This is a genomic window from Mucilaginibacter sp. UR6-11 (assembly GCF_020880695.1).
GTDB lineage: Bacteria > Bacteroidota > Bacteroidia > Sphingobacteriales > Sphingobacteriaceae > Mucilaginibacter.
The window spans coordinates 297,264-319,453 of the sequence record NZ_JAJIWO010000006.1; the positions used below are offsets into that span (position 1 = coordinate 297,264).

A 22,190-nucleotide genomic window follows, 5' to 3' on the forward strand; every position below is an offset into this window, starting at 1 on the left:
ATGAGCAAACAGGCAGTATACCACTATATAAAAATGTTTGAAAATATTGTCATATTAACTGGCACACTATTTATTGCTGATAGGCTTATCGGCCATACATTAAAAAAAATATATTTCAAGCAACAAAAAGGAGATTATTACCAAACTACCTATGCAGTTGACAGTGCACGGCAACAGTTATTGATTTTTGGCAGCTCGCGAGCAAGCCATCATTATGTGTCTTCAGTTTTTGAAAAATACACCAACAAATCAGTGTACAATTTAGGACGCGACGGAAGGAATATCTTATATAGTGAGGCGATTTTTTTACAGGTTTTATCTAATCATAAACCCGATGACGTTATCCTGGATGTTACACCAAATGAATTTTCATGGAAAGCGGGAAACGAAGGGCGGAGTGTGATGGTAAACACGCTATTGCCCTATACTTATCAGCCGACGATTTATAAAATCATTGAAAAAGCCGATAAAAGCGAACTGATCTTATCAAAAGTTTTTCAAACGTACCCCTATAATTCAATAGCTGTGCAGGTGCTTGGAAATTACTTTGGTGTATTAAATGGCGAACAAAATATTAAAGGCTATGTGCCACTCTTGGGTAACAAAATAAGTAAAGAAGTGACCATACAAACCCCAGAAACTCGCAATGCGGTTAATAATGATTTGGCTCTGGTAAATTCATTTAAAAATTTTCTTGCACTTGCAAAAAGCAACAAAATAACCTGCCGTGTTGTTGTTTCACCAATTTATCATGTTGATGAACCAAACTGTTTACCTTATTTAAAAAAAATTACTGAAAGCTATGGACTACGGTTTTATGATTATTCCGATTTGAAAATTTTTAAAGATTCTTCGCTATTTTATGATAACACACACTTAAATGATAAAGGTGCTACTATATTTTCAAACCTATTGGCAAGTAATTTAACAAACGACTTAAAATAAAAAAGCTTGCTCCGGGCGGATTGCAAGCTTATTGATTCAGTTATATGTGTGGTCAAATATTGACGCTACAGTTAAACAATAAATCCCAAATGATCTTTGTTTTTTAAGTTGGTATTAGCAAGTATAATTAAGGCATATTGCTCTTTGGCTAGCCTATAACAAATTCGGCGGCATGTATCGCCACCGAATTTGCCTTCATTATCATATTATTCTCATAGGATTTCGTAGGGAACAACCGGCCTAACAATTACTTCAATAAAAAATCGGATAACTTTTAAGGCCAAAATATTGCCTGATTACGGCCAATCGTTATTGTCTTCTGCTATTGATAATTTACGGGAAACAATCGTTTATACATTCCATCAATGTAGGTAAATCAAACGGTTTTACAAGGTATCTTTTAACACCGAGCGCCAGGGCCCTCTCTTTATCGCTATTTTCAAATTTAGAAGTTGAGAATATAACCGGTATACTGGGAATTTGAGGATCATTTTTTAGTTGGGTTAATACTTCGTAACCATCCAATCCGCTCATTAAAATATCGCAAATAATCAGATCAGGCAAGTATTTTTTCGCTAATGCAACACCCGTTATACCATTGTTGGCAGTAATCACTTTAAAATTTTCAAGCGTCAGTATTTCCTCTATATTTTCCCTGATCGTGTCGTTATCCTCGATAAGCAATATCAAGACCTCCATATACCAAGTTTTAAATGCGATTAGTAAGCACAATAAAGCTACAGCGCATACCATCGAAGAAAAACCTGTTGGAGGTCTATTTTTGCCTTTTTAAGATTTAGAATAAAACATTGTAAATTTTAACAGCCCTTATGTCGACGAACCTTAATGCTTAGTTGAATTTATATTTAGTTGAATCTTGAAATATGCCGTACATTCTCTCACATTTTCCGTTAACAATATCCGGAAAACTCATCGCCCTGATTGAAATGGGGTTACCTTTCGCAGTTACCATATCTATTTCAATGCTAAATGGTGTACAATTTTGTTTCGAAGATCTAAGTAGCTTTATCATTACGTTACGGGCTGCAGCATCTTTGCAAAACGCCAGGGCATTATCAAAATTAGGATCAAAACTTTCCGGAACTTCTAAAATTTCCTTTAATATGGAATTCCACTTAACCGTATTGTTTATTAAATCCAATTCCCACGCCCCAACGCGCGCTATCTTATAAGCATCATCCAGCATTACGTTTATCTTTTTATACTCTTCTCTGAAAGTTTCTTCTGTAATACTCTCGCTATATATTAATGCTCCCCCAATACAATTTTCGGAATTATACCATGGGCGTATGTCCCAGCGTCGCAGGCATGATGTCCCGTCAGCTTTTTTTAACCGGCTACCATCTGAACGGCTTACCTGCCCAATTAAACATAGTTCGAGTTTTTCTTTGTATAATTCTTTCGATTCGGGCCAAATATCAAAAAGATGTTTACCTACATAATTTTTATTATGCAATTGATGTCCGGCAACAAATTCTTCTGAGGCTTTTAATATATGAAGCCTATTATCGAGCACCGCTATTGGAACAGGTGTCTGATCTATAATTGCTTGGTATTTTTTTTCGTTCTCGTCATCAATTTTATTAATTGAGCATTTAGGTGACTTGTTTTTTATATAACTACGGTAACGGGCTGAAAAGTTGGAAGGATTAGCAAAATTCAAGATATGGGCCATCTGGCTTTTATTGGCCCTTTTTGTACTTATATAATCATGTGCCAGTTCCATCTGTAAGTTTCGGTAGAATGAGAAAATCGTATCGCCAAAACGTTCTCTGAAATCTCTTTTTAATTTTGACTCAGAAATATTGTGCTTTTTTGACAGAAATGCAATGCCGGTAAAACCGGTTAAAACTGATGACTTAAGCGATAAAACAACCTCTTCTAAGATATCTTTTACCAGCGGTAAATTACTAAAAGTTGGATTAAAATTACTTAATGTATCAATAAATGGCATTTCAGGTATAGTGCCTGTTGCTGAAACCTTTATGAAAAACCCCTTCACTTCTCCTTTATTCATATGCAGAATATAACTGATGCGGGCCTTTTTTACAGAACCATTTGGCAGAGTAATGTAATGATCAAAAATACAATCTTTCCCACTTAACACAGTAGATATGTGGGGTAAACTGTAATTATATAACGGGCCCAATATTTCTTTAAAATGCATCTGATGCATCATCTTAGACGAATCAATACCAAAACAAAGTAAATAAGCACTATTTGCATATTTGCAAATCAAATCTTTGTTCAAATAAACCAACATATCTTTGGTGTTCCAGACAATTTCGTCCGAAGCCAAAGTGGTATCCTCGTCTACACCAGGATTGAATTTCATAATTTATTATCTGAAAGTTTTTGCTAAACTGTCTAAATGATATTTTAATAATATGATAACAATCATATTATTTTTTAAAAATCATCATAGTCAGCTGGTTAGGTTGTCAATTGGCGCATTAATTACGCATTTTTTTATGTTAGTTATTGAATTAGGAGATTTTGCTTTCACTACTTTGCGCATGGCTAAGCAGTTCATTAAATTTCTCCAATAATTTAATGTACCGGTCCATCCAATAATAAACCGGATCTTTAACTTTGTCGTCTGTACTCTGCGAATTGCTTAGCAGCCCGACATTTAACGAACTTGCTTTTTTTGTAAATTCTTCTGGAAATTCCTTTGAAAAATCATAATCTATTACAAATCCTATTTTATAAATAATATCAGGCGCTAATTGCTTTGTTTCAAACCAATTGTATAGGGTTCGGCGGCTAACATTTAACCTTCTAGCAATTTCACTGATTCCCATTTGGTTACAGCGAACAGCACGCTCTATAACTTGTCCATGGTGAATGTTCAGCTTTTCGCTGGCTTTTCTTATTTCTCGCCCGTCTGACTGTGTTGCAGACAAGGAGTTTACAGAATAATCGACGTGGTTATGCATATACATAGATTATTTGTGAAAAAATAGTTTTTTTTGTAAATGCGCTACATTAGCTCTAATAGTTCTTATTTAATATAAATTTAATACCATTTTTTGATTAAAAACCACCTATTAACGCTCAAATAATACTCGCACAGGACACTGACTATTAAATATTTATAATAAATCTATATTATTTTTTATTTATAATTTAAATATTGTTATTAGCTTGATAACATTACTGGAAAATAAAAGGTAAAACATTGGGTTAAAATATAAAGAAAATTATTATATTTTAAGAAGGCCTTAATTACTCGTTAATCAATTTTATTTCATGAAAAATTCCTGATATTTTTTTACACCTACCATTTTCAAACTCCGAATACCCGATTACTCTAACATGCTTTGCGTTCCCTTTTGCGGTGATCACTTCCACCTCGATATCAAAAGAACTTCTTTTTTTCAGAGCTTCTTTTAATGAACGTCTAACTATGTCACGACTTTTACCTTTATAAAAGTTTAACGAGGCTTCCAGATCAGGTACCACATAATCATCATCTACCTCTAATATTTCCCTGGTAATTTTGCTCCATTCGGCAATATCTAAAGCAAAATTGCGATACCAAACGCCTATGCGCTCTATTTCGCTGGTTTTGTTAAAAATTTCAAAAAACTGTTTATCCTTCTCCTCCTCTTGCTTAATGTCTGTTATGTTTTCGGCAATGATCAGTACACCGCCAACCTCGTCAATATTGGTGTACCATGGCTGTACAACTAATCGCAGCCATTTAGGCGTATTATCCTGTTGAGCGAAATCAATATCTATATAATTATTAATGTGGCCCTTTAGCAAATCAAATTGAATTACTCTTAATTTTTCTTCTATCAGGGGTAAAATATCATTGAGGGTTTTACCCGGTGCTTCGGTATCATTTAAAGGATAAACGTATTTCCATTTTTTTGAAGTAACTATTAAGTGCATGTTTATATCAAACATTGCTACAGCCGCGGCAGAATGCTCAACAAAATACTTGTAGTTAACATAATTACTTTTTGAGGGAATAATATTAGCCTGTTTGTTTTTTAAGTACTTTTTATAACACGACGAAAAGTTTGAGGGATTTGAAAAATTGAACATTAATGCCAATTCGTTCTTATTAAATTTTTTTGTATCAATATATTGGCTAGCTAATTCCATTTGCAAATTGCGATAATATACAAAAATGGTTGTACCATATTTATGTTTAAAATCTCGTTTCAGCTTTGATTCTGATATACCGTGTTTTTTTGCGATATTTGATATACCCGGAAAATTAGCTAATATGCTTTCCCTTAAAGTTTGCTCAACGCTTTCAATACCGGGGTGATTGTAAGGGGCGAGTTTCGTTATAGTACCATTTAAGATTGATTTATCTCCGTGTTTGAGATTACTTACATCAGCTAAGTGCACAAATATGCCTTTCACTTCGTCTTCGTCAACGGCGGGTACATATGTAATTCTGGTGTTTATAACTTTTCCTGAAGACACTGGAAACATAACGTCGTACACGTGAGTCTCACCCTTTAAAGCGCTTAACACAAACGGACGGTTTTGTTCATAAAAAGGGCCAAAAATATCCCGGAGACTCATCTTATTTATCACCCCTTTCGGAAGTTTACCAAACCAATTAATAGCTGCGTTATTAATAAACCGGCAAACTTCACTTTTATCACAGTAGGCCAATACGGTATTGATATTTTCATTTAAACCAAAACTATAATCACTCGGGCTTTCGCCATTATTTAACGACATAACTTTTTACAAGATTGGAAACAAATGTAATGGAAAATAAGACCAGTAATTGCAAGTACATTACACGGCGTCTGCCGATTCAAATATTTTATCCAGCTTTTGATATTGAGAATTGTTGCTTACAAAATCCGGCAAGATAGCTTTCATTTTGCTTACCGTTTCTTCCGCATTATCAAACAGGTTAATTGCTAATAATTCTTTAACTGCCGCGTTAATGTTAGCATATGAGTTCGGAATTGTTTTTGATATTTTGATGTCTTTATTATATGTAGGCATTACCGTTTCTTCGTCATTTAATAATTCTTCGTGAAGTTTTTCTCCGGGCCTAAGGCCAGTAAATACAATTTTTATATCTACATGTGGTACAAAACCCGCCAACTTTATCATGTTAATTGCCAAATCAGTTATTTTAACTGGTCTTCCCATATCGAAAATAAATATTTCACCACCATCGCCCATAACAGAAGCTTCCAAAACAAGATGAACAGCTTCTGGAATAGTCATAAAATAGCGCGTAATATCCGGATGGGTAATTGTTAATGGCCCCCCCTTTTCAATTTGAGCTTTAAACCTGGGTATGACAGAACCATTAGAGCCTAGTACATTTCCGAAACGTGTGGTAATAAATTTAGTTCGGCATCTAAAATTGTCTCTATCTCCGGTGTAAATAGGCCGGTTGTATAATATGGAATTATTTAATGATTGTATATACATTTCGGCAATACGCTTAGATGCCCCCATGATATTGGTGGGCCTTACCGCTTTATCGGTTGATATCATGACAAATTTTTCCACACCATAGTCGACAGATATATCAGCAAGATTTTTTGTGCCCCAAACATTTGTTAAAACAGCCTCAGTTGGATTATTTTCCATCATGGGCACGTGTTTGTATGCCGCGGCATGGAAAACTACCTGTGGCTTATACAATTCAAATAGCTTTTTTACCCGGTTTTGATTTTGAATGTCGGAAACAAATATTTTAATTTTATGTGAATAAAAGTCATCTTCAAGCTCAAGCTGAAAGTCGTGAAGTGGTGTTTCAGCCCGATCGCATAATACAACCAACTCAGGGTTATATACCACTATTTGCCTTACTATTTCGGCACCGATAGAACCTGCCGCACCGGTTACTAATATTCTCTTGCCTTTAATATCACCGCATAAATGAGTTTTGCACAAATCAATGGGTTCGCGTTCCAGTAAATCCTCAATCTTCAGGTCTTTAAATTGATTAAATGTTGGCTTACCATTTAACCATTGATTTGATGGAGCTACTGTAATAACTTTAATGCCGTGCTCGATACATTTTTCTACAGCGCTTCTTTTACCATCTGTATTAAGACCTTCCGCAGTAATAAACATTGTTGAGATTGAAAATTTTTGTTTCAAATTAAAGATTGATTTTACTGGATAAACTTGCACCTGTTCAATAAATTTATGTAGTTTATCTAAACCTGTATCAACAAAACCTTGTACATTTATTGATAACCCTTTTTGAGTTTCGAGTGCCTTTTTAATTAAGATTGAATGCTCTCCGGAACCATAAATTAAAACACTATCCCGCTTTGCGGTGTAGCCAGATTCGCCGAGGTATCCAAAAATGTCTTTCAGAACAATCCGTATACTCATAAGTATTGAGGATGATATAAAAAAATTAATTAGCAAAACCGAACCCAGGCCGCTCATACTGAAATAGCTGCCCAAAAAAGCTAAACCAAGCAAAACAAAAACAACATTGCTAACAAACACGGCTAATATAACACGCAGCATATCCTTGGTATTAGAGTACCTTACAATACGGGTATGTACCTGCATTAATATAAATATAAAAAGTGCACTTACACAGTAAACCGTCATGTAAATGATGGTACCCGGTTGAAGAGTTAGCTTCTCCCTTAGTGAAAATGACAGGCAAATTGAAAACACTACAATAAGCATATCTGTAAAAAGTACAAGCCACCTGGAATGGAACTTATCGTGAAATAGTAAGTTTTTAACATAGATCATAACAAAATGAATTAGATGATTATAGAATCAGGCTAACCTATATAATGGGAAGAAGTCAACTTTAGAGTCTTTATCAATGCCTCTTTGATCAAGCAGATGCTGATATACGGTAGGATTTGCTATATATCGCCAGGATCTGTAGTCAAAAAACAAATCCGAAAATGAGCTTTTCCAGTTAAAAAGCGAGTCTTTTTGAAATCCTAATCCTCCCCCAAGGTTAAAATATCGCATCCCTGATTCACGTCCGATTTTCCCTATACCGTCCGCTAAAAATTTTGCGGGACTATCACATAAATATTCGGCTCTGGTTCCAATTAAATATGATTGTATTATTTCGTTTTTAAATACTACTATAGTGCTACAGGCTACTTCATCGCCTTTATAGGCCATAAATAGCCGTGCATCATATTCTGTAGTATTGAGCATTTCTAAATAATAATGTTCATCAAACAGGTAAAACCCAGCGGCACCTATCCTTTTCATGTTTTCATCATAAATTTCTTTGAATACTTTAATTGCAGCAGCACTGTTTTCTTCTTTGATATAATAACCCTTGTTTATTGCACTTTTTACATTAGCTAAAGTTGTTCGGTTATATTTTCTACGCTGGTCTTCAATGCTTCCATTTAAGTCCATTACCACTACTTTGCCATTTTCGTACACGTCAGCAATTTTATTGAGTAATAAATATTGATTGTAAAAAGGGTTCATCCTTATAAAAACTGAAACATAATTTCCGTCAGATAAAAATTTAAGAAAGGCGTCTTTAAAATTGACAATCAATTTCGAATCGATAGCTTCCATTTTTTTATTTGACAACGGGCCCGAGTACCCATATACACATGTTAGGTCGAAGTATATTGATTCGGGGATATTTCGCCGAATCAACGGTATCGCAATAAAATCAGAGCCCTCTTCATAAACACATAACAGCGCTGTTCCCTTATTATTAAGCGAATGGTAATGCCAGGTATGGTAAAAATCGGTTTCGGCCGATCGGTTTATGTATGATACCCATTCCGTTTTGTCGGCGATAGTTAATGTCCTGATCATAAAAATAAGTACTTAATCGTTATCTACTTTGAATGAAGGTTCGAGTTCAGAAAATCGATCAAAAGAGATACTCATAATGATATTCCCGTCGTCCTTACCGGTAATTTGAAATCCGGCTTTTTCGTAAATTGATATTGCCGCAATATTTGCGGGGTGCACTTTTAAATAAATAACCTCAAGTTTTCTATTAAAAAATCCATATCTTAAGATCAATACCGTCGCTTGGAAACCAACTCCCTTGCCCCAGTAAAGTTTATTACCTATAAATAAATGCAACTCAGCAGTTTTACCATGAAAATCGAGCAGCTGAACATTACCGATATAGGTATCAAGCCTTTTAACGCATATAGCGAAGCGGCTTTGATCGGGTCTGTTTAAATTATTTCGCAGCCATTCTGTTTCCATCTCTTCTGTAATAATTCCATTTGCTTTAAATCCGGTATAGGTCCATATTGATGGATCATTTCTCCACAAATAGGATATTTTAGCATCTTCAAGAACGAGCGGCCTTATATAGATAGAAATGATCATATAAAAGTGCGTAACGTATTTAACATGTAATTCATATCAAAAAGGCTATACCTATGATCAATAGGCAGCGGAACAATGTTACGAGCCAGGTAATTTTCATACATACTTGTATCTGTCCATTCAAAAACATTTGGCCAATAAGTAGGTACAAAAATATTACGTTGTATTAGGTGCAATTTTAGCTGCCTGTCATTTGACAAAAAAGGATACACTAATGGTGAAAACGTTTCGGGGAAATTAAACTTAAACAAGTTGTAATGTTTCAGATGTTTATGAATAAAGTTAAAATTGCGCATCCTGATTCTGGCACACTCAGCATAGTTTATACCAGAGAGTATCCTCTTTGTTAATGGCGACATGATGCGAATTGGATTGTTCTCCAGATCTTTGTTATTTTTTAAATAATCACTATAACCCTGTTGTATACCTTGATCTATATTTTTTAAAAGATGTGAAAATCGATGGACGGAACTATCCACAGGATATCGCTTACTTGATTTCCTTTTTATTTGCAAATATGCCCCATCAGATACTCCAAAAAATTTCCTGCATGAATAAAAGGTATCAACCCCCTTCAATGGTTCTGAAAAAAAAGCCTGAGAATTATCAATAATGAGGTTGGTAATTTTGTCGCTCAAATTTTTTACAGCTTGATATTTTATGCCAAAATAATCAGTATATAAAAAGCAAGCGTCAGGTTCAATTTCAAAATCAATTATAGGTTCAAGTTGCTCATTGATAGAATAGAACTGATACTCAAGGCCTAGTTTAATTATTGGTTCAAGCAGCACAACACAAGTAAAATATGGGATGTAAATTTTACGGTAATGTTTTTCTCTTAAAATATACTCTAATGCATTTCTGCCGGTATTTAGCCGGACAAGATGTGGATAATATTCGTTTCCCACCGGAAGCTCCAAACCCAAATATCCGCCTATTACTTTTTGGGCTGTTTCTACTTTCTTCATAATACAATGAATAGTAAAGCAAAAATTTAAGTTTAGCCCTGATCACGCTGATACATCCGTAAATGAGGGGGTTGGTAATACTCGTTTAAATCAGCCGGTATACGCGCGTTGTAACCTATAATCTGTCTAAGTTCAGGCTTTAGCCCCGCAACAAAATCATAGCCCAAAAATCTTGGGTAATCCATTTGTGGTTTAAAAAAAGGCAAAGTGAACCCTAAGGTTAAGGCTCTCCTGGGCATCGACGTTAAATTCTCTCCGGCAGCGTGCCATAAATTTGAGTCGAAAAGTATAATACTTCCTTTGGGGGTTATTGCCCGGTCAGCGTGTTTAAAAAAATATTCCTCATCCGGTTTCAAAGCGCTTTTATGTGATCCCGAAAGGAAACGTGTTGCCCCGTTTTGTAACGTGAAATCATCAAGGGTTATAATCATCTGTAGCAATAGTTTGGTTTCGCTTACAAATGTTCGAATGTCCCTATGCATGTTGCTCAAATACGGGTGTTCTTGTTTTGAATGTATCACTCCGTTCATGCCATTCAAAATATATTTTCCTCCAAAATATTGGGTTATCTCATTATCACAATACATTCTTTCAAGAAGCGGTATGCTGAAGTTATCGCGCTCCAGAAGATGGTGAAGGGTACCATCCATATTTGCACTGATGCCATTCTTTATTTGTATATTTCTACGTCGTATATATCCATCGTATATGTCGTTGTTAATTATATCAATAAAATCAGGTTCAATTGCATTTTCATAAACTATCCATCCATAACCCTCTAATGATGTCTTAAAATCATTTATTGTTCTTTCGGAGTAATTGACTTTGTTTTCCATAATTGTATTATATAATGTTAATGCTTAACTCAATTGCATAATTTTCAGCATATGACGATTGATCAGGTTGACATCAAATTTTGTTCTGGCCAGTTTTTGACCATTTAATCCATGTCTTAACACATCTAGTTTGTTGTTCAAGTAAAACTCCATTTTTGAAACAAGTTGGGACACATTTTTTATCGGAACCATAAAGCCATTCACAGCCATATCTGAGTTAATTGTTTCCCGGCACCCTACAGAATCGCAGGTTATAATTGCCCGGCCCATGGCCATACTCTCTAACAGGCACCGCGGTACGCCTTCGCCGTAATAGGAAGGTAATACTACTACGGATGAATCTTTGATATATGGACGCACATCGTCTACTTCACCAACATACTGAACAATTTCACTATACCGTATCTGACTATATAAATTAGGGCTTATGGCATCAATATTATTATCATAAGCGCCAATGAGTGTAAATTTTATATCTGGATATCGTTTGCGAATGTTTTTCGCAGCCTGGTAATATTCATAAATACCTTTGGCATTTATTAACCGGGCTACCATAATGAAATTTATTTGATCCAGATTAGGCGGGCTATATTTATACTGTTCAAGGTCAACACCAGACCCATTAACAAAAAAGACTTTATTCTTATCGTTTAATATCCGGTGTCGTATCAGGGTATAATAATCATCTTTGTTTTGAAAAATTACTCTCAAATTACGGCCAGGTCTTAAACTAAGTTTTAATAATAGCTTTGTTATAGTGCTAATCAAATTAAGTGGTTTACCGTTAGTGAAATTATATCCTAGACCAGTTAACATCGGCGTTATACGTTTAACGCCACATAATCTGGCCATTAACGTGCCGTAAATAACCGGTTTAAATGTATAAGGAAACAACACGTCGGGTTGAGTCTGTTTAATCAATAAGTATAATTGAATGATGAACTGAATGTCGCGCATAATAGATACGTGGCTACCTTCCAGGTTGCTTTCATAAATTGTTACACCCATGGATGTTAACCTATTACGTATGTTTTGCTGTGGTATTTTGGGGGTGAAAGCATAAACATGATGCTTTTTTCTAAGTTCCTTTATTAAGTTTCCTCTAAAATCGAGTAAGGATTTAGACGAATCACATACGATAAGTACCTTTTTTCCGGATTTACTCATAGCGATCTGAATTATTTGCTAACACATGTGTTATTCCAATCGGGATTGCATGCTAGCTGGTTAGTGTTTTTTGTAAGACTGGAAGAACATTAAGCGCCTAATTGAACTGTAGGCCGATCTTTTATGCTTTGACAGATAAGGGCTTATCTTGCTTGTAGTTAGAATAGGTATTAAGAAATAATGCTATTACGATATTGATTTAGTCACATAAAGTTGAATAACCCAACTACCGTTTATTACAGTAGTTGGGAAAACAAGAATATGATTAGTTTAAAATTGCGCCCGAACCTTTTTGAACGATGGTTGGCACATCGGCTGCAGGATCAAGTACAGCGCTGTATGAATACGATGGTAGCCAAGACGAGACTGCTGTTGTAATGTTGTTAGCGCCACAATTTGAATAAATATTAGTGTTAACACCGCTAAAATAACCCGGAGGGTCGCCTGCAAGATTGGTACTAAGTGGTTTCGAACAACTCTGAAAATACTCATTGTCAGTACGCACGTTCCCAGCCGCCCTTGCTCCTATTGAATAGCCACTGTTGTTTAAGTGGTAATTATTAAACACGTGTACGCTACCGTAATTCATGTCAGGTTCACGCTCGCCAATATTATACCAAAAATTGTGGTGTAATGTTACATGTAAATGGCCTATATCTTCAGTATTACCTGCAATGCCTCCGCTTATCAGCACAGATAAGTTATTGTCATGAAATTTATTCCACGACACAGTTATATAATCAGATGCACGGGTAATTGAAATATCTTTACCCCAATACGCCCATCCGTGGCTACGGTCAGTACTGAAATCACAATGATCGATCCAAATATGTGTAGATGCATACTTGATCATTACACCAGCATCAGTCACATAATTTCTAAATGTTATATTTTGTATTATAATATTATTTACTTGCATTATATAAAGTGGCGCACCTTCAATAATAGCTCCGGGTTTACCAATAATTGTTTTATTTGATGATACGTTAACGGCATCGTCGCCTGTACCCATAATGTGGCCACTTACATAAATAATTTTAGCCGTGCTACCAGAAACTGCGGTTTTTAATTCAGATAATGTAGTAACGGTAACGGTTTGGCCACCAATACCACCTGTAGTAGTTCCGTTTACCATTGCATATCCCATAAGCGCATTACTTAAACCTGTTGTAGTGGTGCCTGTACCAGTCCCTGTACCTGTGCCAGTGCCATCAGCTACCGGCGTACCTCCCATAGTATAAGTATACTTTCTTCCATTGGTAGCCGGATTTGTATTATCCGATGAAGAAAAATACAGTTTGGTGCCCCAATGAACAAAACGCCCCTTACCATAGTTACAAATATTGTTATAAGTGGAGTGGGCGGGATTCAATTCAACTCCATCCTCAAAAAGCCGCAATGTAGATGCTGTCGGAGAGCTATTCGAATCACCACTTTGCGACAGTGGATAGCCAAGATGGTAACCATACGCACCATCAGCTGCCAACCCAGTTAAATTTACTGTGTACACTGTGGATGTTGAAGTGGTGGCCAAGCTATTCCCAACAACAACATTTGATAATGTCGTTTCGCTTAACGAGGAGGGAACGGGGCTTTCACCATTTTTTTTACAACTATCAATCAGGAAAACTGCGCTTAAAATAAAGCTTACAACCGCCATTTTTTTAAAGATTTTTTTTGTTCTTTTCATACTTTACATTTTAGGCTTTCCAAACGGGCTTATTTGAAAAAATTATAACCTAAAATTTTGTATGAAAATTAGACTGATTTTAAAAATGGTTCAAAACATGCTTCAATCAATCAAAAACGCTTAAAATATGTAAATACAGTTGTAAAATAGTTGTATAAAATTGCACACTTCATGACATTTATATGACACTTTTACACTTCTAATTCCATTTTTTTATTGGCGAAAGAGGGTTCGTTTATTCTATAAAATGCCTTAAACCAATCTATAAAATGCCTAATTCCAATAGGCACAGATATAGAAGGTTTGTAATTTACGTGGCTATCCAAATTTGATATATCAGCGCAGGTCTCTGCAACATCTCCGTCCTGGAGTGGCTTAAATATTTTCTTTGCTTTTATTTTAATTTGATCCTCTATCTCGGTAATAAAATCTAAAAGGCTCACCGGCGCTCCTCTGCCAATATTAAATATTCTAAAAGGTGCATTTGAAGTAGCCGGATCCGGACAAAGACCATCCCAGTCTGTATTGCGTTTGGCAGGGTTATCAATAACGTGTATAGTGCCCTCAATAATATCATCAATGTATGTAAAATCGCGTTTCATATTTCCATTGTTGAAAATTTCGATAGGTGTCCCTGTAATTATAGCTTTTGTAAAAATAAACAAGGCCATATCCGGTCTTCCCCAAGGTCCGTAAACAGTAAAAAAGCGTAATCCGGTGGTTTTTAAATTAAATAAGTGGCTGTATGTATGCGCCATCATTTCGTTTGCTTTTTTTGATGCAGCATATAAAGATACCGGGTGATCGGCAATATCGTGCTCATTAAACGGCATCTTTTCATTCAAACCATAAACGCTTGACGAACTTGCATAAACCAAGTGTTCTATTTTATGATGTCTGCAACATTCAAGTATGTTTAAAAATCCTTTAATGTTGGAATCCACATATACCTCAGGATTAGTTAAACTATATCGCACACCTGCCTGAGCTGCCAGGTTGCAAACAGCATCGAACTTAGTGGTCAAAAATACACGTTCTAATACTTCTTTATCCAACAGGTCTACCTTAATAAATGTATAATTTGGATATTTCTGGCTAACAATACTTTTTCCATAGGTTAACTTAGAAGCATTAATACCCGTTTCAGCAAGTCGTGCGCGTTTTAACTTGACGTCATAATAATCATTAATATTATCGATGCCTACAACCGAGTCGCCTCTTTCAAGAAGCCGTTTTGCCAAATGAAAGCCAATAAAACCGGCAGTGCCGGTGATTAAAATTTTCATAAAATTTATTTTAAAAGGTAATTATTGCCTCGATAAAGGCATCTGATGGAGTTTGTAACTATAATGCTTTAGTTATTACATCAACAAATACTGCTGGTATTCTGTTAAGCAAATAGTCGTTATGTTTTGCTTTGCTCACTTGTTGTTGTAAGCAAAGCGCTTTTTTGATGGCAATGGCCAACTGATCAACATCATTCGCCTTAGCGGTAAAAATTTCCGGAATATTCTCAATTCCGCCTGCACATAAGGTTGAGACTACCCTCGGATTTACCGACAGCATTTCTAACAACACATTAGGAAATCCTTCTTCAATTGATGAAACAACGCAAACACTGGCATTTTTAAAATAAGGTATCGGATTTTCTGTCCATCCTTTTAAAATCACTCTATTAGTAAGCCCATGATCAGTAATCATTTTGCTGAGGAATGCTTTTTGAGGCCCATCGCCAAATAGCAATAATTTTAAATTGGGGTATTGCTTTTTGATACAATTAAATGCTCTTATTAAAACATCAAATCCTTTTTCAGGTATCAATCTTCCGGCTGCGCAAATAAATTGAGTATTGTAATAACCATCATCTAAGCACTTTTCAGCTTTTTTGATAATTGTTTCCCTATCAATAGGATTATTCAACACAATTACCTTATCCGGCTGAATGAACCGAATATGTTTTAAAAACTGCTGTTTCATCAACTCTGTTTGACAAACCACAAGGTTGACAGCGGAATACCCTATACCATAAACCAGCTTGTAACTAAATTTTTTAAAGCCGGAATACCTTGTAAAAACAGAAGAACATTCTCTGACAACCAGATAAGATCTTAAATATCCAATTCTCTTAAGTATACCCAGATAAGCATTCAAATAAGGATGGGTACTCATTACAATATACTCTTTACGGTATCTAAAAAGCAGAATTATTAGTTTTAAGAATCCTTTGATCATGCTCCTGTCAGAAGCATATATATGTACAATTTCTTTTGGGATATGCAGGCCGTTTTTATCCGATTTTTTTAAAAAGATTATTGGAGCCATGCTGGCCTTGGCTGCCATCAATAATACTTTTTCGGCGCCATTGGCAACGTCAGACATCGAAATAAATACCATTCTATTTGCAGAAGGTGCCATTTCTAACTTATATAAATTCTAGTTGATGTAGTTCCTAACCTTTCGTACAAACTTTTTTAGCGGATTAATTAAGCTGTATACTTTGCGCTTTCCATCAACAATTAATAATCCGTTGCAAAAATTAATGGTGTGTAAACCTTGGTTATAAGGCGGTTGGGCGCCTATTTTAAAAACTGACGCGCATTTAAATTCGGTCTCACTAAGTAGCGTTATCTCGTTTATCACAACCGATCCGCCATAGCACTTTTGATGATTTTGACTAGGCATATACAGCTTTTTATCTGCGATGAACAATCGCCCTGCCGATCGGCACATTGAAGAATTAACTTTTATAGGGTTTTGCTTGTGTGGTTCAAATTTGCCCATTAGGCTATCCGCATGAAAAATGTACAGCAGGTTAGTATTTTTTGATTTACTGTTGAATAACCAATATTTTTCGTTGTAGTATATAATTGAGCTGTCTACAAACCTTCCTGTTAACAATACGTTCAGTTTTTCAAATTTTTGGGGCTTGTCAACATTTACCTGATATAATACAACTTCATTTGCTTCAGATGATTCGGGTACACAATAAATTTTGCCTCCTATAGAAAAAGTATAAGGATAAGAAAGATGAACACTATTACTGTAAAGCGCTGATATTTTCTCTTTGCTTTTAAAACTCATGCTATTAAGCAACATCAATTCCCCTTTGCCTTTCCAAAAATTCAACTCCTCATAATACAAATGCATATGGCCATTTATCATTACCGGAAACGGATCGGCGGCATAATCAACGTCATCTTCAGTTAACCAGGTTACTTTGCCGGCCAGTTGTTTGGCCTTTATTAACTCTTGCGGCGTTTGATTTAAGTACCCAATGTTCCATCTACTACAGGTAAAGAATTTATCAAACAGGTTTATAAAGGTTTTTAAAGGCTCCATGCTTTAAAATTTTATTAAAGAACGTATAAAGCCTTGCTGCTATTGGCAAAAAATCACTTTCCTGCACCAGGGTTCCTCCAAAACTATCTTTAAATTGATTGATCTTTAAAAGCGCTTCATCTGTGGTGCCTGCGGCATAACCACCCAGATCGTATGTCTTATACCCATTTTCTTTAAAATGGCACATATCCTTAAAATGCAGCAACCTGTTTGCCCTCCCTATTACCGCCCTGGATTGTGTGGCCTTTTCTACCCGAAACAGGGACGCAGAATACAACAACCTTACCCGTTTCAAATCATCATCAACGAGGTAAGCATGCATTACAATATCCTCATCTTTATAAGTTGCTTTAGTAATAACGATGTTAGACTCATATTTATAAAAGGAGGAATTGAGCCCGGGAAGTTGTTTTGAACTGGCAAATAAATTATAAAAGGTAATAAAATATGGCAGGTTAGTTTCAACAGAAGTTTCAACACCATCTTTTAAAGCCCTTCTAATTTCATAAGCTGTATTTCGATCAAATTCCGCTTCAAAAACCGATACTTCTGTATTAATATTTATAACTTTCGTAAAAAATGGCTCCCGGTAATATCCGGTAACGGGACCGCAGTAGCTACTTTGCTTGTAATAATTAAGTAAACAATTACTAAGACTCGGCCTGTCTGCAAACCATATCACATTAACAGGCATGCAACTTAATACCCGGGTATTTATCTGAACCATAAATTGGTATAAAAATCAAGCCGTTTGGTACACGGTTGATGTGTTTATCTTTTGATTTTCAAGCCACTGCGTCATCACCAGCAATTTCCATATCTGCGGAAATTTATTTTGTTTGCCACTTATGTGATCCTTTATCATAAGCGCTACTTTAGATGAATTAATCCCGGGTATATTGTTTAAGTTACTTAAAGACAACCGATCTTGTACGTAGTCTTTTAATTCATTTCTAAACCAATGACGAAGCGGAACTGTAAAACCTGCTTTAGGCCGGTTAAAAAAATGTTGTGGGACATGTTCATAAAGGATGTCTTTCAAAATGCGTTTTTGAATTCCGCGATGGAATTTATAGCTGTCAGGCAGGCGCTGTGCAAATGATACAATTCTATGATCCATCATCGGCGCTCTTGCCTCTATTGCAAAAGCCATCGAAGCCCGGTCAACTTTGGTGTTTATATCTCCGTTGAGATATGTTTTAACATCAAAAGACGACATTCTTTGTAAAAAACTTCTGCCCGGCTGTGAAAAATAATCCATAAAAGGAACCTCTAATCCAAGCCTGGGTTGCTCTAGCCAGGAATATTCTAAACCACCAAGCATAAGGGCATACAGTGATTCTATATTTTTACACCGGAGGCCCGTTGCTATTAATTTATGCCTGTAATTGGAAGATATTCCTAAAGCCCCACTAAGTAACATCCGCGCCACTACCGGATACTTAAACAATTTATTGGCCGTGTTAAGCCACCGGTACCTGGCATAACCCAAAAAACTTTCGTCACCACCATCACCGCTTAATGTCACGGTCACATAATTCTTAGTGTACTTACTTAAAAGTAAAGTTGGTATAGCGCTCGAATCGGCAAAGGGCTCATCATAATATTTGCCAAAATTTTCTATTAATGACATCCCCTCTTCGGCCCGGCATGTTATTGTGTGATGATTTGTTTTTAAATGGTTAGCAATTTTTTCGGCAAATGCACTTTCATCATAATCCTTTTCATCAAACCGTATACAAAAAGTATTTACCCGGCTTGAATTTTTAACGGCAAGCGAAGCAATAAGTGATGAATCGATACCCCCTGATAAAAAAACCCCAAGTTTAACATCGGCATGCATTCTGATATCTACTGCATGGGTTAATAATGCTTTAAGGTCGCTTTTAGCTTTATTGTATGTGCCTGTATAATAATTATCAACGTTTGTATCCAAGTCCCAATACTTTTTTTCTTCAAAACTTCTTGTAGTTAAGTTATAAGTAAAAATATATCCTGCAGGCAGTTTTTTAATCTCATTCCAGGCAGAGCGCGGTTCGGGAACATACCCCCATATAAAATACTCGTTAATGGCTTGCTCATCATAAGTTAAGCGCCTTCCAATGGATATTTGCGACGGTTGGCTGGCAAACTCAAATCCGCCTGAATCTAATGCGTAGTAAAACGGCTTCTTACCTAATCTATCGCGTGCACCAAAAAGCTGGTCTGCAACGGGGTCGTAAATTACAAATGCAAACATGCCGTTAAAATGTTCAACGCAATGCTTACCAAATTTCAGGTAGGCCGCCGCCACTACTTCAGTATCTGAATTAGTATAAAAAGTATATCCGAATACTGTTAGTTGTGCCCTTATAGCTCTGTAATTATATATTTCGCCATTAAAAACAATTTTAAGATGCCGGTATGAAAAAGGCTGATCCGAGCGATGGTCGAGATCAATAATGGCAAGCCTGTTATGCCCCAATATTACTTGTCTTGAGCGTTCAAATCCTGTATGATCAGGGCCTCTAAAATTTACTCTCGCCAATTTCTCACGAACAACCTCGTCACTATAATAAATAGTAGATCCGTATATTCCGCACATAAATTTGTTTATTGGGTTAACAAGCTTTCATAAGCCCGCCCTATTAATTCTAAACTGAACCTGGAATTTATATCTTCTTTAATATCATCGTGTAACCAAGCTTGGTTACACGCTTTTTCGATGCAGGTGCATAATTGTGTGTCATGACCTTGCTCTACAACAAAACCGTTAAAACCGTCACGAATAAGCTCATTAAGGCCCCCTACCCTAAACGCAACCACCGGCACACCTACCGACAGTGCTTCGAGCACTACATTTGGAAAGCCTTCTGTATACGAGCAATGAACCATCACGTCATGCTTTATAAGTTCTGAAGCGACATTAGTGATCTCGCCCAAGAATGTTGTCCGTTGCTCAAGACCATTTTTGGCAGCATATTGTTTAAGCGGCCCCATCAAAGGGCCGTCGCCAACAATTGTTAATTTATAATTAACCGGTAATCGTTTAATAGTATCCAGCAACCTAAACCATCCTTTTTCTTTTGCTAGCCTCCCGACTCCTATTAGTTTCTTCTCCCTATTAAAGTTCCGCTCATTTTTTACCAGAACATTTGTGAGTACCGGGTTCGCTATAACTTTAAGCTTTTTTGCGCTTATACCATATGCCGTTGCCATTGCTTGTTGCATTTCATCAGATTGACAAACAACAAAATCAAACCGGCAGAAAAACAACCGGGTAAAAAAATTATAAAACTTCATTTTAGCGCCATAATATCTCCGCATTTGTTGAGGATTATTTGACGCCCTTGCAACTAAATGAGGTATTTTTAAAAAAAAAGCAACTATACCGGTAAGTATATTAACATGATCGGCAGTTGAAAAAACCGCAAACGGATTTTCATCCCGTAATACCCGATATAATTTAAAAAAAGACCTAGATGCTTTAACTGTTTTAAGGTTAAGAAAGCGGATACCCTGGACATCAGTACAAAAAAAATGTTCGTCGCTATTAAGTACAACCACCGAAACGCTGTATTGAGCGTTGTTAAAATATTGTGAAAGCAGCCAAAATACACGTTCAGATCCGCCTGCGCCCAATGACGCAACGATCATAAATACCTTTTTTTTCATTTTAACCAGATATAGTACATGCTGATTATTGAGGCAATAGCACTAATTCTGTGCTACTATCTGCATCGCGCCGGTTAGGAACAAATATTTTTGCACATTGCAATGTGCCGAAATATAAAAAAACGGTAGGTCCATCTGCGGTTAGTAACCACCCATTATGCGAAAAGGCGTTTATAGACACAGCGGTGAGTGCAAATAAGAAACACAGGAGTAAAGCGTAGTTTTTTTTACGAATATTTTTTATTGTTTGATGAAATAACAATAAAATCCTATAATAGATAGCACCTAATAAACCGAAGGCTAAAAATGGCCCCAGATATGTTATAAACATTAGGTAGGCGTTGTGAGACGTTATACCAAATTGGAAATAATAGTTTTTATAACTTACGTCATTCCAATTTTTTCCATAAAAAATTAAGCCAAAGGGATAATCGGCATAAATTTTTAAATTTTCTAACGATAAATCTATCCGATTAAAGTCATTCGCTTCTTTTGCCTGGTTCTTTGCGAGAATATTATTTTTATCATCAAGCGTATCTTTTATTATATAAGTATAAGCTAATAAACCAATAAGTAACGTAAATGCAACCAGAATTAAGGCTTTAAATCGGTAATAAAACAATAAAAATACAACGGCGGCAACAATAAAACTAATAAAGGCGGATCTATTCATACCCAGATAAATACAAACAGCGCAAACAAAAAAAGCCACTAACTTAAGTATAATCTGACCTTTAGACTTATATGTCAAAACAAAAATGAATGCCGTAAATGCGGCTACCTGATAGCCAAAAGTAAATTGAGTGAGTGCTATTCCGGCTGGACTTTGTATAACCTGCGACCCAAGTATTATAGTTCTTATCGGGTCGATCACACTTTGATAACTATGATCTAAAACCATTAATAGCATAGAAAAAAAAAGCAGTGATAGAAACACACCGACGGACAAGATAAACCGCCTTTTATTTAATCCTACAAAACTTGAAAAATAGAACGCGCAAGTTAATATGGTGACAATGGCAACTACAAAGTTTTTATAGTCGCCTATCCCGACCAAATCGTATAAAAAGAGTGCGATAGTAAAAATCACCATTTCGTAATAATATGCAAATGGCCGTACCGGCTGTTCAATAAATAACAATAGCACAACGCCCAAAATCAATGGGGCAGGTATTCTCAAAAAATCAGTTAAGAAAATATCAAATGTTAGTGTATACAAATAAATTGCTATTAAGCAAAAACTCAATATTTTTTTTACTATCATAA

At 35.9% G+C, this 22,190-nt stretch carries 19 protein-coding genes; 1 reads left to right on the forward strand and 18 read right to left on the reverse strand.

The window, feature by feature from the left end:
* Entirely contained in the window at positions 1-945 is a 945-nt protein-coding gene (locus LJ658_RS15445) for a DUF1574 family protein (protein ID WP_230547429.1), read from the forward strand.
* 333 nt (positions 946-1,278) lie between these two features.
* Here LJ658_RS15445 and LJ658_RS15450 read toward each other — a convergent pair whose 3' ends face one another.
* The 18 genes from LJ658_RS15450 to LJ658_RS15535 all read right to left on the reverse strand — a co-directional run bounded on the left by LJ658_RS15450 (position 1,279) and on the right by LJ658_RS15535 (position 22,188).
* Positions 1,279-1,644, reverse strand: a complete 366-nt coding sequence (locus LJ658_RS15450; protein WP_230547430.1) for a response regulator — start codon at positions 1,642-1,644, stop codon at positions 1,279-1,281.
* A gap of 151 nt (positions 1,645-1,795) precedes the next feature.
* The gene (locus LJ658_RS15455; RefSeq protein ID WP_230547431.1) at positions 1,796-3,301 is read right to left on the reverse strand and encodes a PAS domain-containing protein; all 1,506 of its coding nucleotides are present in this window, start codon (positions 3,299-3,301) and stop codon (positions 1,796-1,798) included.
* A 151-nt stretch (positions 3,302-3,452) separates the two neighbouring features.
* Positions 3,453-3,911, reverse strand: a complete 459-nt coding sequence (locus tag LJ658_RS15460) for a helix-turn-helix domain-containing protein (protein ID WP_230547432.1) — start codon at positions 3,909-3,911, stop codon at positions 3,453-3,455.
* Between the two features lie 283 nt (positions 3,912-4,194).
* Positions 4,195-5,676 (reverse strand): PAS domain S-box protein, encoded by a 1,482-nt coding sequence (locus tag LJ658_RS15465; protein WP_230547433.1) that lies wholly within the window; start codon positions 5,674-5,676, stop codon positions 4,195-4,197.
* A gap of 60 nt (positions 5,677-5,736) precedes the next feature.
* Positions 5,737-7,449, reverse strand: a complete 1,713-nt coding sequence (locus LJ658_RS15470) for a nucleoside-diphosphate sugar epimerase/dehydratase (protein WP_230547434.1) — start codon at positions 7,447-7,449, stop codon at positions 5,737-5,739.
* Positions 7,450-7,713: 264 nt separating this feature from the next.
* Positions 7,714-8,490, reverse strand: a complete 777-nt coding sequence (locus tag LJ658_RS15475) for a GNAT family N-acetyltransferase (RefSeq protein WP_230547435.1) — start codon at positions 8,488-8,490, stop codon at positions 7,714-7,716.
* A 261-nt stretch (positions 8,491-8,751) separates the two neighbouring features.
* Positions 8,752-9,270 (reverse strand): GNAT family N-acetyltransferase, encoded by a 519-nt coding sequence (locus LJ658_RS15480; protein WP_230547436.1) that lies wholly within the window; start codon positions 9,268-9,270, stop codon positions 8,752-8,754.
* Positions 9,267-10,238, reverse strand: coding sequence for a hypothetical protein (locus tag LJ658_RS15485; protein ID WP_230547437.1), 972 nt, complete (start codon positions 10,236-10,238; stop codon positions 9,267-9,269). Before LJ658_RS15485 ends, LJ658_RS15480 begins: the two co-directional genes overlap by 4 nt.
* 32 nt (positions 10,239-10,270) lie before the next feature.
* Positions 10,271-11,074, reverse strand: a complete 804-nt coding sequence (locus LJ658_RS15490; RefSeq protein ID WP_230547438.1) for a phytanoyl-CoA dioxygenase family protein — start codon at positions 11,072-11,074, stop codon at positions 10,271-10,273.
* Between the two features lie 24 nt (positions 11,075-11,098).
* Complete coding sequence (locus LJ658_RS15495; protein WP_230547439.1) at positions 11,099-12,241, reverse strand: glycosyltransferase family 4 protein; 1,143 nt, start codon at positions 12,239-12,241, stop codon at positions 11,099-11,101.
* Positions 12,242-12,506: 265 nt separating this feature from the next.
* Positions 12,507-13,931 (reverse strand): polysaccharide lyase family 1 protein, encoded by a 1,425-nt coding sequence (locus tag LJ658_RS15500; protein ID WP_230547440.1) that lies wholly within the window; start codon positions 13,929-13,931, stop codon positions 12,507-12,509.
* A gap of 191 nt (positions 13,932-14,122) precedes the next feature.
* The gene (locus tag LJ658_RS15505) at positions 14,123-15,217 is read right to left on the reverse strand and encodes an NAD-dependent epimerase (protein ID WP_230547441.1); all 1,095 of its coding nucleotides are present in this window, start codon (positions 15,215-15,217) and stop codon (positions 14,123-14,125) included.
* A 58-nt stretch (positions 15,218-15,275) separates the two neighbouring features.
* Entirely contained in the window at positions 15,276-16,346 is a 1,071-nt protein-coding gene (locus LJ658_RS15510) for a glycosyltransferase (protein WP_230547442.1), read from the reverse strand.
* 18 nt (positions 16,347-16,364) lie between these two features.
* Complete coding sequence (locus LJ658_RS15515; RefSeq protein WP_230547443.1) at positions 16,365-17,270, reverse strand: hypothetical protein; 906 nt, start codon at positions 17,268-17,270, stop codon at positions 16,365-16,367.
* The gene (locus tag LJ658_RS15520) at positions 17,236-17,997 is read right to left on the reverse strand and encodes a hypothetical protein (RefSeq protein ID WP_230547444.1); all 762 of its coding nucleotides are present in this window, start codon (positions 17,995-17,997) and stop codon (positions 17,236-17,238) included. Before LJ658_RS15520 ends, LJ658_RS15515 begins: the two co-directional genes overlap by 35 nt.
* A 15-nt stretch (positions 17,998-18,012) precedes the next feature.
* The gene (gene asnB / locus LJ658_RS15525; RefSeq protein ID WP_230547445.1) at positions 18,013-19,854 is read right to left on the reverse strand and encodes an asparagine synthase (glutamine-hydrolyzing); all 1,842 of its coding nucleotides are present in this window, start codon (positions 19,852-19,854) and stop codon (positions 18,013-18,015) included.
* Between the two features lie 8 nt (positions 19,855-19,862).
* Complete coding sequence (locus tag LJ658_RS15530; RefSeq protein ID WP_230547446.1) at positions 19,863-20,924, reverse strand: glycosyltransferase; 1,062 nt, start codon at positions 20,922-20,924, stop codon at positions 19,863-19,865.
* 25 nt (positions 20,925-20,949) lie between these two features.
* Positions 20,950-22,188: an O-antigen ligase gene (locus LJ658_RS15535; protein WP_230547447.1), complete on the reverse strand. Its 1,239-nt coding sequence runs from the start codon at positions 22,186-22,188 to the stop codon at positions 20,950-20,952.
* Between the last annotated feature and the right edge of the window lie 2 nt (positions 22,189-22,190).

What these genes read in the sequence shown, in the direction of transcription:
- LJ658_RS15445 (WP_230547429.1), top strand. Translation starts at nt 1, where the DNA reads ATGAGCAAACAGGCAGTATACCACTATATAAAAATGTTTGAAAATATT.
- LJ658_RS15450 (WP_230547430.1), bottom strand. Translation starts at nt 1,644, where the DNA reads ATGGAGGTCTTGATATTGCTTATCGAGGATAACGACACGATCAGGGAA.
- LJ658_RS15455 (WP_230547431.1), bottom strand. Translation starts at nt 3,301, where the DNA reads ATGAAATTCAATCCTGGTGTAGACGAGGATACCACTTTGGCTTCGGAC.
- LJ658_RS15460 (WP_230547432.1), bottom strand. Translation starts at nt 3,911, where the DNA reads ATGTATATGCATAACCACGTCGATTATTCTGTAAACTCCTTGTCTGCA.
- LJ658_RS15465 (WP_230547433.1), bottom strand. Translation starts at nt 5,676, where the DNA reads ATGTCGTTAAATAATGGCGAAAGCCCGAGTGATTATAGTTTTGGTTTA.
- LJ658_RS15470 (WP_230547434.1), bottom strand. Translation starts at nt 7,449, where the DNA reads ATGCTGCGTGTTATATTAGCCGTGTTTGTTAGCAATGTTGTTTTTGTT.
- LJ658_RS15475 (WP_230547435.1), bottom strand. Translation starts at nt 8,490, where the DNA reads ATGGAAGCTATCGATTCGAAATTGATTGTCAATTTTAAAGACGCCTTT.
- LJ658_RS15480 (WP_230547436.1), bottom strand. Translation starts at nt 9,270, where the DNA reads ATGATCATTTCTATCTATATAAGGCCGCTCGTTCTTGAAGATGCTAAA.
- LJ658_RS15485 (WP_230547437.1), bottom strand. Translation starts at nt 10,238, where the DNA reads ATGAAGAAAGTAGAAACAGCCCAAAAAGTAATAGGCGGATATTTGGGT.
- LJ658_RS15490 (WP_230547438.1), bottom strand. Translation starts at nt 11,074, where the DNA reads ATGGAAAACAAAGTCAATTACTCCGAAAGAACAATAAATGATTTTAAG.
- LJ658_RS15495 (WP_230547439.1), bottom strand. Translation starts at nt 12,241, where the DNA reads ATGAGTAAATCCGGAAAAAAGGTACTTATCGTATGTGATTCGTCTAAA.
- LJ658_RS15500 (WP_230547440.1), bottom strand. Translation starts at nt 13,931, where the DNA reads ATGAAAAGAACAAAAAAAATCTTTAAAAAAATGGCGGTTGTAAGCTTT.
- LJ658_RS15505 (WP_230547441.1), bottom strand. Translation starts at nt 15,217, where the DNA reads ATGAAAATTTTAATCACCGGCACTGCCGGTTTTATTGGCTTTCATTTG.
- LJ658_RS15510 (WP_230547442.1), bottom strand. Translation starts at nt 16,346, where the DNA reads ATGGCACCTTCTGCAAATAGAATGGTATTTATTTCGATGTCTGACGTT.
- LJ658_RS15515 (WP_230547443.1), bottom strand. Translation starts at nt 17,270, where the DNA reads ATGGAGCCTTTAAAAACCTTTATAAACCTGTTTGATAAATTCTTTACC.
- LJ658_RS15520 (WP_230547444.1), bottom strand. Translation starts at nt 17,997, where the DNA reads ATGGTTCAGATAAATACCCGGGTATTAAGTTGCATGCCTGTTAATGTG.
- asnB (WP_230547445.1), bottom strand. Translation starts at nt 19,854, where the DNA reads ATGTGCGGAATATACGGATCTACTATTTATTATAGTGACGAGGTTGTT.
- LJ658_RS15530 (WP_230547446.1), bottom strand. Translation starts at nt 20,924, where the DNA reads ATGAAAAAAAAGGTATTTATGATCGTTGCGTCATTGGGCGCAGGCGGA.
- LJ658_RS15535 (WP_230547447.1), bottom strand. Translation starts at nt 22,188, where the DNA reads ATGATAGTAAAAAAAATATTGAGTTTTTGCTTAATAGCAATTTATTTG.